The sequence below is a fragment of the Atopostipes suicloacalis DSM 15692 genome, from assembly GCF_900129085.1.
Classification (GTDB): Bacteria; Bacillota; Bacilli; order Lactobacillales; family Carnobacteriaceae_A; genus Atopostipes; species Atopostipes suicloacalis.
Map to the genome: position 1 here is coordinate 1 of NZ_FQUF01000039.1, position 18,310 is coordinate 18,310.

17 protein-coding genes, 1 tRNA gene, 1 rRNA gene and 1 other RNA gene are annotated in these 18,310 nt (G+C 34.4%); 4 read left to right on the forward strand and 16 right to left on the reverse strand.

Going from position 1 to position 18,310, the window contains the following annotated elements:
* Positions 1 to 174 precede the first annotated feature (174 nt).
* From BUB96_RS09600 to BUB96_RS09610, 3 genes are all read right to left on the reverse strand, one after another.
* Positions 175 to 1,383, reverse strand: a complete 1,209-nt coding sequence (locus BUB96_RS09600; protein WP_073298622.1) for a restriction endonuclease subunit S — start codon at positions 1,381 to 1,383, stop codon at positions 175 to 177.
* Entirely contained in the window at positions 1,383 to 2,969 is a 1,587-nt protein-coding gene (locus BUB96_RS09605; protein WP_073298623.1) for a type I restriction-modification system subunit M, read from the reverse strand. Before BUB96_RS09605 ends, BUB96_RS09600 begins: the two co-directional genes overlap by 1 nt.
* 83 nt (positions 2,970 to 3,052) lie before the next feature.
* Complete coding sequence (locus BUB96_RS09610; RefSeq protein ID WP_073298624.1) at positions 3,053 to 3,937, reverse strand: LysR family transcriptional regulator; 885 nt, start codon at positions 3,935 to 3,937, stop codon at positions 3,053 to 3,055.
* 192 nt (positions 3,938 to 4,129) lie between these two features.
* Between BUB96_RS09610 and BUB96_RS09615 the strand changes: the two genes are divergently transcribed.
* From BUB96_RS09615 to BUB96_RS09625, 3 genes are read left to right on the forward strand one after another with little or no spacing between them, the layout of a single operon-like run.
* Positions 4,130 to 4,528, forward strand: coding sequence for a CidA/LrgA family protein (locus tag BUB96_RS09615; RefSeq protein WP_073298625.1), 399 nt, complete (start codon positions 4,130 to 4,132; stop codon positions 4,526 to 4,528).
* Positions 4,521 to 5,228, forward strand: a complete 708-nt coding sequence (locus tag BUB96_RS09620; protein WP_073298626.1) for an LrgB family protein — start codon at positions 4,521 to 4,523, stop codon at positions 5,226 to 5,228. Before BUB96_RS09615 ends, BUB96_RS09620 begins: the two co-directional genes overlap by 8 nt.
* 36 nt (positions 5,229 to 5,264) lie before the next feature.
* Complete coding sequence (locus BUB96_RS09625) at positions 5,265 to 6,377, forward strand: lactate oxidase (RefSeq protein ID WP_073298627.1); 1,113 nt, start codon at positions 5,265 to 5,267, stop codon at positions 6,375 to 6,377.
* A gap of 406 nt (positions 6,378 to 6,783) precedes the next feature.
* Here BUB96_RS09625 and ffs read toward each other — a convergent pair.
* The 4 genes from ffs to BUB96_RS09645 all read right to left on the reverse strand — a co-directional run bounded on the left by ffs (position 6,784) and on the right by BUB96_RS09645 (position 9,046).
* An RNA gene (ffs, locus tag BUB96_RS09630) (signal recognition particle sRNA small type) lies at positions 6,784 to 6,883 on the reverse strand.
* Positions 6,884 to 6,971: 88 nt separating this feature from the next.
* Positions 6,972 to 7,535 carry a GNAT family N-acetyltransferase gene (locus BUB96_RS09635; protein ID WP_073298628.1) on the reverse strand — a complete coding sequence of 188 codons (564 nt, stop codon included), beginning with the start codon at positions 7,533 to 7,535 and terminating at the stop codon, positions 6,972 to 6,974.
* Between the two features lie 34 nt (positions 7,536 to 7,569).
* Positions 7,570 to 8,787, reverse strand: a complete 1,218-nt coding sequence (locus BUB96_RS09640) for a DUF438 domain-containing protein (protein ID WP_073298629.1) — start codon at positions 8,785 to 8,787, stop codon at positions 7,570 to 7,572.
* 34 nt (positions 8,788 to 8,821) lie between these two features.
* Positions 8,822 to 9,046, reverse strand: a complete 225-nt coding sequence (locus BUB96_RS09645) for a DUF1858 domain-containing protein (protein ID WP_073298630.1) — start codon at positions 9,044 to 9,046, stop codon at positions 8,822 to 8,824.
* A 160-nt stretch (positions 9,047 to 9,206) separates the two neighbouring features.
* Here BUB96_RS09645 and BUB96_RS09650 point away from each other — a divergent pair, with 160 nt between their 5' ends.
* Complete coding sequence (locus BUB96_RS09650; RefSeq protein ID WP_073298631.1) at positions 9,207 to 10,400, forward strand: coenzyme F420-0:L-glutamate ligase; 1,194 nt, start codon at positions 9,207 to 9,209, stop codon at positions 10,398 to 10,400.
* Between the two features lie 49 nt (positions 10,401 to 10,449).
* Here the strand turns inward: BUB96_RS09650 and BUB96_RS09655 are convergent, their stop codons facing one another.
* The 9 genes from BUB96_RS09655 to rrf form a co-directional block, all read right to left on the reverse strand.
* Entirely contained in the window at positions 10,450 to 10,845 is a 396-nt protein-coding gene (locus tag BUB96_RS09655; protein ID WP_073298632.1) for a hypothetical protein, read from the reverse strand.
* Positions 10,846 to 11,417: 572 nt separating this feature from the next.
* Complete coding sequence (locus tag BUB96_RS09665) at positions 11,418 to 11,642, reverse strand: hypothetical protein (protein WP_073298634.1); 225 nt, start codon at positions 11,640 to 11,642, stop codon at positions 11,418 to 11,420.
* Between the two features lie 149 nt (positions 11,643 to 11,791).
* Positions 11,792 to 13,051, reverse strand: a complete 1,260-nt coding sequence (locus BUB96_RS09670) for an ABC transporter permease (protein WP_159431739.1) — start codon at positions 13,049 to 13,051, stop codon at positions 11,792 to 11,794.
* Complete coding sequence (locus BUB96_RS09675) at positions 13,044 to 13,943, reverse strand: ABC transporter ATP-binding protein (protein ID WP_073298635.1); 900 nt, start codon at positions 13,941 to 13,943, stop codon at positions 13,044 to 13,046. Before BUB96_RS09675 ends, BUB96_RS09670 begins: the two co-directional genes overlap by 8 nt.
* A gap of 87 nt (positions 13,944 to 14,030) precedes the next feature.
* Complete coding sequence (tadA, locus tag BUB96_RS09680; protein WP_073298636.1) at positions 14,031 to 14,510, reverse strand: tRNA adenosine(34) deaminase TadA; 480 nt, start codon at positions 14,508 to 14,510, stop codon at positions 14,031 to 14,033.
* A 230-nt stretch (positions 14,511 to 14,740) separates the two neighbouring features.
* Complete coding sequence (locus BUB96_RS09685; protein WP_073298637.1) at positions 14,741 to 17,248, reverse strand: ATP-dependent Clp protease ATP-binding subunit; 2,508 nt, start codon at positions 17,246 to 17,248, stop codon at positions 14,741 to 14,743.
* Between the two features lie 17 nt (positions 17,249 to 17,265).
* Entirely contained in the window at positions 17,266 to 17,733 is a 468-nt protein-coding gene (locus tag BUB96_RS09690) for a CtsR family transcriptional regulator (protein WP_073298638.1), read from the reverse strand.
* A gap of 378 nt (positions 17,734 to 18,111) precedes the next feature.
* Positions 18,112 to 18,185, reverse strand: a tRNA-Arg gene (locus tag BUB96_RS09695).
* A gap of 5 nt (positions 18,186 to 18,190) precedes the next feature.
* Positions 18,191 to 18,306: ribosomal RNA gene (gene rrf, locus BUB96_RS09700) — 5S ribosomal RNA — on the reverse strand.
* Positions 18,307 to 18,310: the final 4 nt, after the last annotated feature.

Genomic DNA, 18,310 nt, shown 5'->3' on the forward strand with positions numbered 1-18,310 from the left:
GTCTGCCTTTTTGTCTGTGCGGCCGATCAGGCCAGCCTGTCACAAGACTAGCAGACCGAAGCTCATTATCAAGGCTCATTACTTTGTTAGATTATTGAATAACCAGCGTTAATCACATTGTCTACTATTTTACACAAGATTATGGACTTGACAAAAAAATCGTAATCCTTTGTTTTATATAAATAAATTTTTTAATAAGACTTTCTTAATTAATAAATATTTATCTATTTTTTTATTGTTGTTAGATATCTGAACATTGATTTTATTCAGAAAAGTACTAATAATAACTTGTTCTTCCGTGCTTGGGAAATATGATTTTATTTTCAAAAAATCTTCAGGATAGATCTTATATTGTCCATAAAGAGCTCCTTGACGGTATTTTAATATTTTATTTAATTCAGAAGGTTCTTTAATCAAGGTGGATATAAAGTTTGGATTGTATCCTTTTTGTACCTCGAAGATTTCATAAACATCTGATATAGAAGCTTTACCATAAGAATTTAGTCCTATAGCACCTACATCCAAATTATTTGAACTATAAATAACATCAGTATAATTAGTTCTTTTATATTTCTTATTTGAATTTTTAACTAAAAAACTTCTGTCATATCGTTGCCCCTTCGGAGTGATTCCATCTGTTGAAGTAAAAGACATCAGCGGATATTCCGCATTTACAGGTTTTCGAATATTTTTAATTTGTAGAGCATTTGATAGAGGCTGTTTTCTCCATGGTTTATTGAAATTATTAAATCTAAGTATGGGGATACTATTTGAAGTAGCATACAATGTTCCAGTCAATTCTTTTTTTATTAATTCCAACTTCCTATTTTTTTCTTGTTCAAGAGCAATAATTTCATCCAGTTTTATTAAAAGATTTCCAATTAATTTTTGCTCTACATTATTTTTTGGAACTAAAAAATTAATATTAGATAAATCATTTGAATTAATTGCTGGGTAGCTAGTTCCTGTTGATCTTTTTAAAACTTCTATTACAAAATTATCACTTTGTATTTTGTAAAACAGAAATTTTCCATTTACTTTAGTGGGTCTAATCTGGGTATAACCCGTAGAAAACACAAAGTTACTATTGTCCATATCAAAATAATAGTTATTCTTTTGATATGGCCTAACAGTTTGGAAGAAAATATCCCCTTTTTGAGCTAGTCTTTGTGCTCGAGAAGGGGCGGTTATACTCTCTAATTTTTGATGACTTATTAAAGATGTACCTTTAACAGACTCTAGATCTACATATTCAATAAATTTAGGTAAATTGGATGCTGGGTTTATCTCTCCTAAATTTAATATTTTTTCCTGCATCCAATCGTCAGTAAAGCCTTTGAATCTTAGATTAGGAACTCGTCTTTCTATTTCATCTTTAGACATTACTGGAACACCGCCTTAATAGCATCAATAATTTCTTTGTTTTCCTCAGTTACTTGAAGTTCGTCCATCATGCCTAAAAATTCTTTTTTATTTTTTTCAAGTTCTTTATCAATCTCCTGAATATCTTTGCTTAATTGCACTACATCGATTGGTTCAGGTTCTTCGAAAGTATCGACGTACCTTGGAATATTTAAATTATAATCATTTTCCACAATCTCATCGAACTCTGCAACATAAGCAAATTTATCTACGAATTCTCTATTTTTATATGTTTCAATGATCTTCTCTATATGTCCCTCATCCATCTCATTTTGATTTCGAATTTTCTTAAATTCTTTAGAGGCATCAATAAATAACACATCGCGGTTATCGCGGTCTTTTTTCAAAATAATGATTGTAGTAGGTATACTTGTATTGAAAAATAGATTTTCTGGAAGGCCAATGACCGTATCGATCGCACCATTTTCAAGTAAGTTTTGGCGTATTGTTGCTTCTGCTCCACTTCTAAATAAAACACCATGTGGAAGAACAATCGCCATTGTTCCATCTGTTCTCAAATGATAATAACCATGTAATAAAAACGCAAAATCTGCTCGTGATTTTGGTGGGAGTTTTCCATATGGCGCAAAGCGTGAATCTTCTAAAAAAGCATTGGAAGCTGACCATTTTGCGGAATATGGTGGATTCATTAAAACCATGTCAAAGTTTGTTGGTTCATCCGTTGGCCAGTCATCATCTAAAGTATCACCATTACGAAACTTCTGTTGGCCGATACCCACATTATGTAAAATCATATTCATACGTGCTAAGTTTAAAGTGGTTGTATTAACCTCTTGACCAAAATAGTAGATTAAATTAGGCTGATTAGAATAAGCTTTTGCATTCAGTAATAACGATCCTGATCCCATTGTCGGATCATATACTGTTAATCCCCGTTTATCTTCCTTACCCAAAATAGCAATTTTGGTCATCAAGTTTGAAACAGCTTGAGGTGTATAAAACTCACCTGCTTTTTTTCCTGATTCTGAAGCAAACTGTCCGATTAAATATTCATATGCATCACCCAATGCATCTCCACCGTATTCAGTTAGATCTACTTGCTCTAACCTTTGCATCACTGCTGAAATACGATCATTTCTTTTTTGAGGATTCGGTCCTAAACGTGTAGACTGCAAATCAACATCATTAAATAATCCAAGGTAAATTTTATCAGATTGTTCGATATCTCGAAAGGCTTGTTCTAATTCAACAAGTTCAAATGTTCGATTATTTATTTTTTCAATAATTGCTGTATACGTTTCATGAGGCTCTAATGTATATCCATATGTATTTTGTAATTCTGATAGTAAAATATCTCGAATTGCATCGTTATTAAAGTTTTCTTCATATATCTTCTGAGCTTCTTCAAGATTTTTTGGTTCTTCTTCTAATAATTCTGCCGCTTTATATAACAAATGATCTGATAAGTATTTATAAAAAACGAGTCCTAGTAAGTAATTTTTATATTCATTTGCATCCATATGTGAACGCAATTCATCAGCCGAATTCCATAGTGCTTGTGCCAACGTTGTTGATTTCTGTGCCATTTATTATTACTCCTTTTCAGTAAAAATATAGTCGTCCTCTATTATACCAAAGAAACTAAGGTATGATAAATATACTTTAATTTTTATTTTAACCCCTTCACAATCTCAATAAAAGCCTCATTAAATTGTTGTTGGATATAGGAGTTATCCGCTTCAGTATTGAGAACTAAACTGATATAAAATTTAGGCGCTCCTTCTAAACGCACCTTGACTAAATCCGTATCCTCACTCATCAAAATATTCGACATAAAGCCCACCATCTGCGTGGAAGCCGCAATGGATTTGACCGTTTTAATTTCCTTCGCATATACAATATTCGGTTCAACAATCCCATGAGCGGTCGCCCACTTGTCAAAAATCCGATGATGAGTGTACTCTTCTGACAAGGAAATAAATACTTCATTTTGAACTTCTGATGGGGAAACAGCATTTTTCTTTGCTAGCGGATGATTTTTGGATACCCAAAGCGCCATTTCTTCTTCCATTAATAAAATTTGTTTTATTTTATTTTGGCGAATATAAGATTCTTCGTGTCCGAGAATCGCAATAGGAACTTCTTCGGTTAAAATCAAATTGAGCATGATATCCGAACTTTCCTCCTCCACTAATTTTAAGGCTTTAGAAAACTGAGTCATTTTGGGAAGAATCTCAGGCAAAAAATAGCCTCCAATAGTAGGCAAAAATCCAAAATAAACGGATCCTAATTCAATATCTTCAATTTGTTGTCGTGTTTTATCTAATTTTTCTAGAATTTCATCAGTGTTTTTATATAAGATTTTTCCTGCTGGGGTTAATTCCATCTTTTTTAATGTTTTACGTCGATCAATTAAGCTGGCATTAAACGCTGTTTCCAATCTTTTTATCGCGGTTGAGATGGAAGGCTGAGAAACAAAGAAATGAGCTGCTGTGTCTGTGAAACTCAAACTTTCTGCTAAATAATGAAAATAGATTAAGTCTTGTAAATTCATAACTGCTCTCCTACAAAATATATATAAGTTTGTGATTCTTTTAACATAAATAAAACGAATGAAGTCCCACGACTTCATAAATATTATTTATGATACCATAAAAAAGCAATATAAGACAGAAAGTCATTTATGTGCTAAAATAATTTTATTCAAAGAAAACGTTTGCATATAGTTTTCATAGGGAGGAATTCAGTGAAAATAATTAAACAATTATTTTGGATATTTTTATTCTCACTTTTAGGAGAAGGCGTTTCTATTCTCATCTCAAATTTTGTCGCCATTCCTGGAAGTGTTATTGGGATGATTTTATTATTTATGGCTTTACATTTTGATTGGATAAAGTTAAGTCAGGTAGACGAAGTAGGAACTTGGCTGACAGATAATATGGCCATTTTGTTTGTGCCAGCTGGGGTTGGCTTGATGACAAACTTTGATTTGTTAGCAAATGTTTGGTTACAACTATTAATAATTATGGTGGTCACAGTATCTATCATGATGTGGTTTGTCGGAACGATTGTCCAAAAGGTTATGAGTAAAAATGGACAAAAGCTAAATAAAACAAGGATAGAAAGGACGGATAGTAATGCTTGATGCTTTTATGGAAAGTCCTTATCTTTGGATTACAATTACCGTTGGCTTATATTTATTTGCAGCTCGGTTACAAAAAAAGTGGCCTACTCCATTGTTTACGCCCTTACTTTTTGCGATTGTAATGATCATTCTTTTACTGCTTGTTTTGGACATTCCTTATGAAACTTACGAAACAGGTGGAAAATTGATTAGTACTTTTGTTACACCAGCGACTGTGGCATTAGCGATTAAATTAGAAAAAAATTATATTTATTTACAAAAGCATTACTCAGCAATTTTAACGGGCATAATAACCGGTGTGCTTTTACACACTGTCATGATTTTTGGTTTTGGCTTTTTATTTAAATATGATATTCAAATGGTTTCAACCTTATTTCCAAAATCGATTACCACTGCTATTGCGGTGGGTGTCTCCGAATCACTCGGTGGCATTGTCTCTTTAACGGTTGCTGTTGTCGTCTTTACAGGAATTGTCGGAGCAGTAGTCGCACCTACTTTATTTAAAGTTACAGGAATTAATGATCCCGTTGCGCAAGGCGTGGCATTAGGTTCATCCGCTCACGCCATGGGAACATCTAAAGCGATCGAACTTGGTGAAGTACAAGGGGCAATGTCAGGTTTGTCCATTGTTGTTACGGGGATTGTGGTCGTTATTTTAGCTCCTTTTGCTCAGCCACTGATTGAATTATTCTTTAGTTAAATTTCAAAAAATTAATTACTTATGGAGGTTTTATTTATGACAAAGAAAGAAGTAAAAGTTTATGATGCACCAACAAAGATACAAGATATTGAGGTATTAAATACGTATCAATTGGAAAAATTGGCCAGCGATATTGTACCAAAAGGTGGATTTGATTACATATCGGGAGGCTCCGGTGATGAATTTACATTACAACGCAACCAAACAGCTTGGCAAACAAAAGGCGTGTTACCAAGAGTATTAGCTGATGTTGAACACCCTGATCCTTCCACTTCTATTTTAGGTCACGATATTCGAGCGCCATTTATTATGGCCCCTATTGCAGCACATGGATTAGCGCATGAAACAAAAGAAGCAGGTACTGCAAAAGGTGTCGCAGAGTTTGGAACTATTATGTCAATTAGTGCCTACTCAGGAGCCAAATTTGAAGAGATTGAAGAAGGATTAAACGGAGGTCCACGCTGGTTCCAAATTTATATGAGTAAAGATGATGAATTAAATAAAAATATTATCGATGAAGCAAAAGCGGATGGTGCAACAGCTATTATTCTTACCGCGGATGCTACTTTGAGTGGAAATCGTGAAAAAGATATCGCCAATAAATTTGTCTATCCATTTGGTATGCCTATTGTCTCACGTTATTTAACGGGTTCTGGTGCAAATATGTCTTTAAATAATATTTATGCCCAGTCAAAACAAAAAATTACTCGAGAAGACGTTAAATTCTTGAAAGACTATTCAGACTTACCAGTTCTTGTTAAAGGAATTCAATCAGCGGATGATGCACTACTTGCTATTGGTGCTGGAGCGGATGGGATTTGGGTTTCAAACCATGGGGGTCGTCAGTTAGATGGGGCTCCTGGCTCATTTGAAACATTAGAAGGTATTTCTAAAGTCGTTGCTGGTCGTGTACCAATTATATTTGATAGTGGCGTTCGTCGTGGTGAACATATCTTTAAGGCTCTTGCCAGTGGTGCAGATATTGTTGCTTTAGGACGTCCTGTTTTATACGGACTTGCTCTTGGTGGTTGGAAAGGCGTTCGCTCAGTTTTAGAATACTTTGATGAAGATCTCAAACGAGTGATGCAGCTAGCCGGAACACAGACAATTGAAGATATCAAACAAGCTCAACTTTTTGATATGAAGTAATTTTTCTAACTTTAATAAATAGCTTTTTAGGCCATGCAAGTTTTCTTGTATGGTCTATTTTAATGCTGGTTATTTTAAATGACATTGATAAGATTACTTAGAAAATACAGTTTGTTCGACTATCGGATCCAGTATATAGGATTTTCAAGTAACTTGTTAAGTTCCATGAGCTACCCTAACAAGTCGATGGTTTTTTTGTGCTCACTTGTTAGGGTAAAGGGGTTATCCTAATAAGTTGACAGTTTTTTCATATCCACTTCTTAGGGTAAAGAGCCTATCCTAACAAGTGGATAGGTTTTTCACGCTCATTTGAGTAGTTTTCAACACCTTTCTAACATTCTTTCTTTAAAGCACAAAAAAGCCCTTGAAGATTCGAGTTCAAAAACTCAACTTCAAGGGCTTATTAATAGCTATGTAACACATAACACATGGCGGAGCAGTACTTAGTGCTGCTTCCTTCCAGACCTGACACGGTTCGTATGTCCACCATTGTCATGTGGCCTTTCGGCAATACATATTGTACCATAGCCATAAATAATATTCCAGTCTATTTCAAATTTTTTTAACTTCTTTAGAAATTCAAATCACTAAGTATTATTTTTCAAAATATTCATCTTTCAAAATTGCATACTCTAACATATCTATCCATTCGCCATCCTTTGAAAGAGAGTGGTGGCGACGATGTGCTTCTTGTTTCATACCTAGTTTCTTCATAACACCTGCAGAAGCAACATTACGGCTATCACACAATGCATATATTTTTTCTAATTCCATTTTTTCAAAGCCTAAAACCAACAAAGCTTGCCCAGCTTCTGTCATATAGCCTTTTTGATGGTATTTAGGATTTAAAATATAGCCCATTTCTGCGCTCATTTTCTCCGAACTTATATTAAATAAATCAATCGTTCCAATAAATTTTCCCTCTTCCTTCAGTTCTATCCCAAATTTCCCTAAAGGCTGATCCATGAAAAAATTTGCGATTGAGAAATAAGCATCATCAATTGACTGATACTGATTATATGAAACAAAGTACGTGGTCTCTTCATTAGATGAATATTCATACATACCCTCTGCATCTTCTAAAGTCACCGGTCTTAATAGCAACCGTTCTGTTTCTATCTCACGATTCTTTGCCAAAAACAATTTATAATTGTCCATAAATTCCAGCTCCTGCACCATTTTAAAATTTTACTTAAGCATTCACATCTCGATTTTCGCCTTCAATTTCTACCAGTTCAGTAATATCTTGTACATATTCTAAAATACCTAAAAACTCACCAGTTTCATCACGAACTGCTGCATAGGTTATGTGTACCATGATTCCATCTTTTCTACGATACCAAGCGGCTTGTTTATCTTTTTTACCGTTTCGTAAATCTTGCATCAATTGAGTGACGGTAGCCTGTACTTTTGGTGGATGGCAATTCATTACATCTCGACCAATCGCTGAGGGTGTACGACCTAATAACTTTTCGCCTGGTTGGTTATTATAGTACTGTACAATATCATCTTTATCGACAAAAGTTAATTCTAAAGGAAGAGAGTCTAGAATAATATCTAATTCTTTAGGACTTAATGAACCTGTCCCTAATTGAATACGTCCTGTTTGTGCTTCAGATTCTTCGTTTATCTCTTGTTTAGCTCGCACGGGTTCCCACTTTGCCATTGGTTTAACAATGCAATAACCAATTTCATCCATTTCATCCGCAATGGTTAGCCAATCCTCTTCTGTAAAGTCTTCTGTTACCATTGGAATGAGAATATTTTCTTCTTTAACAATCATTTCTTGCATTTCATATTCAAATTCAGAATAAATAGGCATTAATTTTTCTTTCTCACCCGCTTTAAAAGCGACTCTAAATGCTTTAAATAAATCACGAATTTCATCATCTACACCCCACATAACTTGCGGAGGTGCGGTATTTCCATATTTTTCCATAATTGGGAAAAATGAATTTTCTTTACGAGCGTAGTGCTTATCAAAATCCCATAAAATATCGAGTTGATGATTTAATCCCTTTTCAAGATCAGCATCTGGCTCCTCTAAATAAGCCTCTAATAAATTACGTACACGCATTAATGCAGCTTCAAGCGCTAAATTTTCTTCTTTTAAAACATGCACAGGATGTCCAGGTTTTGAAAATTCATCCGGAATATTTTCTGGGTTTTCCACATAATCAACCATAACAGCCACATGTACATTACATAAGCGCATAATTTCTTCAGCACTCAAACCTTCTTCTTTCATCAATTTTCTTTCCATTACAGAAATTTCTAAAGGGCTCACTGTCTGAAAATCTTTTGCGAATGCCTTTTTAATGACTTCTTCATCTTCCCCACTATGCAAACGCAGGATTAAATCTTTTAATTTTTCTTGGCGTTCCTTTGTTTGAACGGATCGATCTTGCATTTCATCTTCCCCTCTCAAGAGACCTAACTTAATACTAATCTTGTAAGTCAAAACCTTCTTTTCGTAAAGCTATTTTCAAATCATCTAGACTAAGTTTTATTTGCTTTGCTCCACTATTTAAAGGCATCATTCGTCCAACGGTATTTAACATTTTATCATTACTTAAAGGCTTAAACCCTATTTCTACTAAAATCGGTTTCAATTCTGGATACTCTTGAATTAAATCATAAACGGTTCGGTTTCCATCAATTATCTTCATATCTGCACCTTCTTTGTTAAAGATTACACTATTATTTTACTACAATTGAGAATGTTTATCATTATGTTTTATACACAACTTTTCAAAGTCCAAGCTTTATCCCTATTCAGATTAATAGTATAATAAAGATATCAATAGGAAATTAGGGAGTGGCTAAAAAATGAATAGAACTGTCGGTACAGTAGTACGGGGATTACGAGCACCAATTATTAAAGAAGGCGACGACATTGTCGAAGTGGTAGTCGAAACTCTTTTAAATTCTTCAAAAGAAGCAGGATATGAAATAAAAGATCGTGACATTATCGCACTAACAGAATCCATTGTTGCAAGAGCACAAGGAAATTATGCATCTATCGAGGATATCGCAACCGATGTGAAAAATCAGTTTCAAGATAAAACAGTTGGAGTCCTTTTCCCCATCTTAAGTCGAAATCGATTTATGAATTTATTAAAAGGCTTTGCGCGAGGTTCTGAAAAAATAGTCATCCAATTAAGTTTCCCAGCTGATGAAGTTGGAAATCACTTAATCTCTTTAGATCAGTTGGATGAGTCTGGCGTAAATCCATGGAGTGATACATTAAGCGAAGTAGAGTTTGCAGAATATTTCGGGAAAACAGCCCATCCATTTACTGGTGTAGACTATATCCAGCTCTACAAAGATATTGTAGCCGAAGAAGACACTCCTTGTGAAATTATTTTTTCAAATGATCCAAAAGCTATTTTATATCATACAGACTCAGTAATTGCTTGTGATATTCATAGCCGTAAACGAACCAAACGAATTCTTCAAGATGCTGGAGCAAATCGTGTTTTAGACTTAGGCGATCTTATGAACGAGAAAATTACTGAGCATGGTGGCTATAACGAAGAATTTGGTCTTTTAGGTGCTAACAATGCAACGGATGAAAGTGTTAAATTATTCCCTTCTCATTCGAAAAAAGTTGTAACAGCCATTCAAAAACGTGTGAAAGAAGAAACCGGTAAAACAATCGAAGCAATGGTCTACGGAGACGGTGCCTTTAAAGATCCTGTCGGCGAAATTTGGGAACTTGCTGATCCAGTGGTTTCCCCAGGATTCACTGCTGGCCTTGAAGGAACACCAAATGAAGTAAAATTAAAGTATCTAGCAGATAATGATTACGCCGATTTAAGCGGCGAAGAATTACAAGAAGCCATCCGTGATTCCATTGGTCAAAAAGAAAAGCAAGCAAAAGATTCAAATGCTTCTCTCGGAACCACCCCTCGTCAATTAACGGATTTAATTGGTTCATTGGCCGACTTAACCTCCGGAAGTGGCGACAAGGGAACACCATTCGTCTATATCCAAGGCTATTTCGATGATTATACAAAATAAAATTAACTAGTTTAAAAAGCTTGGGCGAAAACCCAAGCTTTTATATTAATTATTCACCTCTAATTACTGCTTGTTTCGGAATTTTTATTATTTTATAGATAAAACCATTTAATAGATAAGCTGTAATTACATACAATAAAACAATTCCATATCGAATGACATTCGGGACAAGTAGTCCTGATACTATAAATAAAAGTATAACCATCAAAGTTCCATAGATACCCCAAGTAGTTGTAGAAACTTTCAGTCGATCGCCATCTTTCACATTGATTTCATTTGTTTTTACTCCAAATTGAGTGAGTTGAAGAACAGCCTCGCCATCTGGGATTTCTAACATTAGAATTTCTTCATTTTCAAGTGTTCCCCTTTTTTCCCCATTGATCTTCACACTAAATTTCGACAAGGTACCTAACAAACCCGTTTCTCTTTTTATTTTGATTGTCATATTTTTTAGCTCCCTAATAATTGTTTATAAAATTTTCCTATACTCTTTACTTTTACAATTGATAAACCAAAAATATCTTTTCGCTTTCTTAGTGAACAGTTAAAAAATACTCTCACTATACAGAGTTAGCACTGTCAACTATCGATTCGATGATTTCATATTCAAATATTAGTTTTTAAAATATTTTTCAATATAATTGCTATTCAATTATCTTTTAGATGTATTATTTTCCCTTAAAAAATTAAAAACTAGCGTAAAAGTAATACTATAAATTATAGATTCATAAAATACTGAAATAATATTAATAGGTCTAGACTGAATGAACCTAATAACTAAAGTAACAGCAAAAGCGACCATAGTTATTTTTATTATTTCTTTAATGAACGTTTTTAACATGTCATGCTCCTTATTCATTGTGACAATCATTTTTTATGGTCTTCGTATATTCCAGGTTTTTCAAAGAACATTGTATAAAATAACTGCATGTATTAGTGCTTCTCAGTTTGCAAAAGTAAAATCAGACTATTTAACTTAGATAAAGTATCCTCCATCTAAAAGTTCTAAAATAGTAATTATTCCTTGTTATTATTCTCATGAACTTCATCTTTTTCAACTTTCTTCTTATTCCAAAAAAGAGTCCCTAAGGTAGCAGATACAACAACAATAATTGTATTCCTAATGACATTATCTCCCTCAATTTGACCATTTCTAAAGTAACTAATTAGTAGATGAGTAACTAAATAGACGGCTGTTATCATTAATATCTCTTTGTATTTATTCTTAAGTATTTTGAACAACTCTATCTCTCCTTAGTTTCTATATAATTCTTACTTATAATAAACTTAACACAAAATACTATTCTATCGCAAAAACAAGAAAACCAAATTTTTCAAAACAAAAACTTGCCAGACGAAGTATCCTCCATCTAGCAAGTTCTCAATTATATTTATTTTGAATTTTCACTGCGAACTAATGTCCATGATTGTTTAAGTGTGTTAATAAAGTTTGTATCTGAATAAATCAACACATTCGCACGGTAGAAAATTAGTGAAATATAAGCTAAAAACACAGTAAATAGTGCGGCTCCTCCAAGAGACAGCCAAACATGCAAGTTAGAAACAGTATCTGTCGCAATTCTAAAAGGCATAACAAATGGTGTCATTAAAGGAACGAAAGAAGAAACAACCACAACTATATTCTCAGGTTGAGCCATCGCAAAAAGACCAATATAAAAACCTAAAACTACAATTAAACTTAAGGGAGTCGCTGCTTTTTGAATGTCTTCTGTTTTAGTAATTAAGGAACCTAAGAAGGCAGCAATAAACATAAACATGATCACCCCAATAATTAAGAAGACCGAAGAAAATTCCAAGAATTGTACTAAAATAGCTCCAATATCCAAATCACCAATCAGTGATAAAACTAATTCATGATTTCTAAAATACATGAACGTGGCAGTACCTACAATGATATAGAAAAGGATATGTACTAACATCACTAAGAATACGCCAATTAATTTCCCGAAAAAGTGCGTTGTAGCTGTTGTACTTGATAGAATAACTTCCATCATGCGTGTACCCTTCTCACCCGCAACTTCTTCAATCACCGTCGAAGCATAGAACATAATAAACATTAAAATTACAATATTAATAACATAGGCACTACCAATCTGAATGCCTCGTTCTAAATCATCCTCTTCAACGATCTCACCTTCATCAACAGAGACTACTTGCGTATCTAAAACAGCTGGTTCATTTAGCGACTCCAGTTGTTCTGGCGTAAGATTTAATTCATTGGCTCGCAATAAAATTTGGGAACTCGTAAGCACCTGTTCGATAATTGGAATGTGGTTGTCCAAACCATCATGTGTTAGTGAACCTTTCAAGCGATTATCTTCCACATTCACTACTAAATACCCAGAAATTTCATCTTGACTAAGAGCTGTCCGAGCTTCTTCCTCTGTTGTAATATCTTCCGCAATAGTTAAAGTTTCATCACTTTCTAGTAACATTTGTGGAATAGTAGGGTCTTCTGAAATAACCGCAAGCTCAACTTTGGGAATTTCTGATTCATTTTGTGCTATAAAATAACCAATTCCCGCAATAATTGCAATTAAAATAATAGGGCTCAATAACATAGTAATAAAACTAACCGATTTCACATTCTTCCAAAATGTATCTTTTATAAAAACACCTAATTTATTCATCAATTTCACCTGCAATCTGTTTAAATATTTCTTCAATCGTCGGTGGTTGCTGGCTAAATGTTGGAATATAACCATCACGTGTTGCTAAATCAAATATTTGACGACCAACTTCAGCATCTCTTAATTGAATATGATAAATTCCTTCTTCTACACCCGACACGCTCTCCACACCATCAATATTTTCAATCTCTTCCTTTGATAATGAAGATTCTAAAAACAAGCGTGTACGACCAAAGCTCTCACGAATTTCACGAATGGTTCCATATAACACTTGGCGTCCTTTTTTTAGCATGACTAAATTATCACACAATTCTTCTACATTATTCATATTATGACTTGAGAAAATAATACTCGCACCCCGGTCTCTCGCTTTGCGAATCCCTTCTTCTAATAAACCAGCATTTACAGGATCCAAACCACTAAATGGCTCGTCTAAAATGATCAAATCTGGTTCATGAATCAGCGTACAGATTAATTGTACTTTTTGCTGATTCCCTTTTGAAAGAGATTTTATTTTATCTTTTCGTTCTCCAACAACTTCAAACTCTTTAAGCCAACCATCGATTAACGGTTCTATTTCACTATTCTTTTTTCCACGAAGGCGAGCAAAATATAAAATTTGATGCTCAATCGTCATTTTCTGATTGAGACCTCTTTCCTCTGGCAAATACCCAACGTGATCAAAAAATTCTTTCGAGAATGGTTGATCATTCCAAGATACAGAACCTTCATCTGCATTTAATAACTTTAAAATCATACGAAAAGTTGTTGTTTTCCCAGATCCATTCTGCCCGATTAATCCCATAATCTGGCCTTTTTCGATAGTGAAATTAACACCATCAACCGCTGTTAACGAACCAAAGGATTTTTTTAGATCTTTAACTTCTAACATCTTTGTTCACTTCCATCCTAATTATTTAGCGTCTATATTACTTATAAAACCATTCAAACATAAGAAAAATAAATAATAAGATTTCCTTTATTTATTTTTCTTTCTTTTCCCTCGGAGTTCTCTAAAAAATGCAGACAACAATTCACTACATTCTTCTTTTAAAATCCCTGCTTCCACATGAGACTGATGATTAAACCGTGGTTCTTCCAATAAATTCATAAGCGTTCCAGCTGTTCCTCCCTTATAATCCGAAGCTCCATAATATACATAAGGAATCCGCGACAGAACAATTGCTCCACTACACATCACACAAGGCTCAACTGTGACAAATAATGCACACTCTTCTAAGCGCCAGTTATTAATTGCTTGATTTGCTTCATCAATAGCTAAAATCTCCGCATGCGTAATTGCTCGATTACTTATTTCTCTTTGATTATATCCACGACTAATTACTTCGCCATTTCTTACAATAACGGCACCAATAGGCACTTCATCAATTGCTTTCGCTTTCTGGGCTTCTTTTAAAGCTTCTTTCATAAACGCTTCTTTTTCCTCTTGAGTATACACAAATTCACCTCGTCACCAAATATTTTTCACAATTCTTTCACAGTTTACCATAAAAATAACTCGTCACAAATCCATAATCATTTAGCTGTTTAACTAAATGATTAACATCATTATATACTATTTTCAATCATTATCATAAAGTTTCTTGATGAACTGTATAAATAAATACATTTCTCATATAGAAAAACCCGCTATCCTCAATGGAATAGCGGGCTGTTTCAATTTTTTTCTTAAGAAGTAACTTTCACTCTTTCATTATCGTTATCTTTTTGGGATGAATTTCCTCGATGTCTCAATGTTATTTCACCTTGAGAGCCTCCAACAGTAATCTTATCTCCAGCTTTCACTCGACCAGAAATTAACTCATCACTTAACATATCTTCCACATTGGTTTGAATCGCACGCCGTAAAGGTCTTGCACCATATTCTGGATCATAACCTTCATCGGCTAAAATATCCAATGCAGCAGGTGTAATGCGTAAGTCAATCTCTTGTTCCGCTAACTGTTTGATTAAGTCATTCGTCAAGAGACGAACAATTTCACGTAATTGCTCTTTTTCTAGAGCATGGAAGACAATCGCTTCGTCAATACGATTTAGAAATTCTGGTCGGAAATGTTGCTTCATTTCTTCACGAATTTTCGATTCCATCGCATCATGATCGAATCTTCTATCCGCAGCACCAAAACCAACTTCTTTTTCATCACGTAAAGCAGTCGCTCCAATATTCGAACTCATAATAATAATCGTGTTTTTGAAATCAACTTTTCGTCCTTTACCATCTGTTAACACCCCATCATCTAATACTTGTAATAGGATATTAAATACATCAGGGTGAGCTTTTTCAATCTCATCCAATAAAATGACAGAATATGGTTTATTACGAATTTTTTCAGTCAGTTGTCCACCTTCATCATAACCAACATATCCTGGAGGAGAACCAACCAAACGACTCGTTGTATATTTCTCCATATATTCGGACATGTCAATACGGATTAAGTCCTCTTCAGAACCAAACATCACTTCAGCAAGAGCTTTAGCAAGTTCGGTTTTTCCAACCCCAGTCGGACCTAAGAACATAAAGGAACCAATCGGGCGATTAGGATCTTTAATCCCACTGCGCGCACGGCGTACAGCTCTTGCGATTGCACTTACTGCATCATTTTGACCAATGACACGCTCATGAAGTGAGCTTTCCATATTCATCAGACGAGCACTTTCCGTTTCTTTCATTTCATGAACAGGGATACCTGTCCATTGAGCAACCACTTCGGCAATATCATCCGCATAAACAGAAGGACGCTCTACTTCCCCATTATTTATTAACTCTTCGATTTTCTCTGCTTGTTCAATTTCTTGTTGTCGAATTTGAGCAGCTTGTTCAAAATTTTGATCTGTAATGGCTTTTTCTTTTGCTTGAATCAGTTCTGTTAATTTATCCATTTCATTTTGATGAGGTGTCGACTCATCACTTAAATCTAAACGAACTTTTGCAGCTGATTCGTCCATTAAATCAATTGCCTTATCTGGCAATTCTCGAGATTGGATATAACGAGAAGAATAAATAACAGCCGCCTTTAACGCTTCATCTGTCATGTGAACATTGTGATGGTTCTCGTAACGTTCTTTTAATCCTTGAAGAATCGCAATCGTTTCATCTTGAGAAGGCGAATCGATACGAACAGAAGCAAAACGACGTTCTAACGCTGCATCTTTTTCAATATATTTTTGGTACTCATCTAGAGTCGTTGCACCAATCGTTTGTAGTTCTCCACGTGCTAAGGCAGGTTTTAAAATATTGGAAGCATCTATTGCTCCTTCAGCCCCACCCGCTCCAATTAATGTATGAAGTTCGTCAATGAATAAAATAACTTCTCCATCTTCATAAATTTCATCAATTATTTTTTTCATTCGTTCTTCAAACTCACCACGGTATTTTGTTCCCGCAACAAGCGATCCCATATCTAAAGCCATCAAACGTTTATTTACTAAGCTTGGCGGAACAACACCTTCAACAATCTTTTGGGCAAACCCTTCAGCAATTGCTGTTTTCCCTACACCAGGTTCCCCTACAAGCACAGGATTATTTTTCGTTCTACGACTAAGGATTTGAGTAATACGACGTACTTCCACATTTCTTCCTACAATAGGATCCAATTTATCTTCTCTAGCTGCTTGGGTTAAATCTCTAGCTAGGGAATCTAAAGTAGGTGTTTTAGAATGGTTCTGATTCATTCGATGTTTATTTGTCTTATTTTTTGTTTTTCGTGAATCTGAATTATAGCTGACACCTAATTTTTTCGAAACATTTTGACGTACTTGAGACAAACTTAGATTTAGATTTTTCATAATTTGAGAAGATAAAATATTTTCATCTCGTAATAAACCTAACAAAATATGTTCTGTCCCCACTAAAGGGCTATTTAATCTTCTTGCCTCATCTGCCGCATAAGCCATGACTTGTCGCGAACGTGGTGAATACGGTAAAATCACGTCTTCATGAGTGAAATCATTATCTTTTGAAATAGGCCCATAATCCACAAGATGTTCAATTTCATCTCGAACATTATCTGCAGTTAACGACGTTTCACGTAAAGTCTTCCCTGCAATCCCATCCTGTTCCGTAATCAGCCCTAATAATAAATGCTCAGTTCCTACAGTACGATGGCGGAGCAATTTTGCTTCATTTTGTGCGTTTTGTAATGCTTTTTTCGCTCGGTTAGTAAATGTCTCTTTCATATTTAATCATCCGCCTTTCAATTATTCTTTAAAATTAATAATTCAATCATTGATAATAAAATATTGGCCCTTAATTGGTTATCTATTAATGAGTTTCCACTATAATTTTGCTGTTCAATAGCCGCTAACATAATTTGTGCTTCTCTATTAGTCATTAACTCATTATCGTATAACGTGCCAATAATCACTTGTCCTTCTTTTTCAGAAATATGATTTCCTATAATTTGATTCATTCGTTCTAGTAAATCTATATTACTATTCACTTGTACTTTAACGATACGAATATAACCTCCACCGCCTCGTTTACTTTCTACATCATATCCATGTTGCATAGTAAAGCGCGTATTAATTACATAGTTTATTTGTGAAGGAACACAGTTAAATATCTCAGCAATTTCATTGCGTTGAATTTCAATCTTTCCTTCTTCTTGTAACACTTTTTTCAAATACTCTTCAATCAAATCAGACATGCTTTTATTTCTCATTATCCATACTGATTACACTGAACATTTCTCATTTTTTTCTAATATTGTAGTATATCATACAGATTTTTTAAGTGATGTTCAAGTATATTAACAGTTTCCTCCTATTCCATGTTTAAATTTCTTTAATCATTTATTCATCAATCAATATAAGTTTTAGAGTCTGACTATTATTGACTATAGGAATATTATATCAGTTTCAAGCGATGATTAAAAGAAAAGCGACATAAGTTTATAGTAGATAATCATTTTAAAAAGCTAAGTTTAAACTGGGAATTTTTTCTTGAATAGTATTTAAAAGAAAAAGAAAATATCTTGATTTATAAGTAAAAAAAAGCCTAACACCTTAGTGTTAAGACATTTACATTATTATGTACGATACGCACCCTGAGGGATTCGAACCCCCAACCGCCTGATCCGAAGTCAGGTGCTCTATCCAGTTGAGCCAAGGATGCAAAAAGAACGGCAACGTCCGGCTTTCACAAGGGGAAACCCCTCACTATCCTCGGCGCAAAGAAGCTTAACGGCTGTGTTCGGCATGGGAACAGGTGGATCCTTCTTGCAATAGTCACCGTACTTA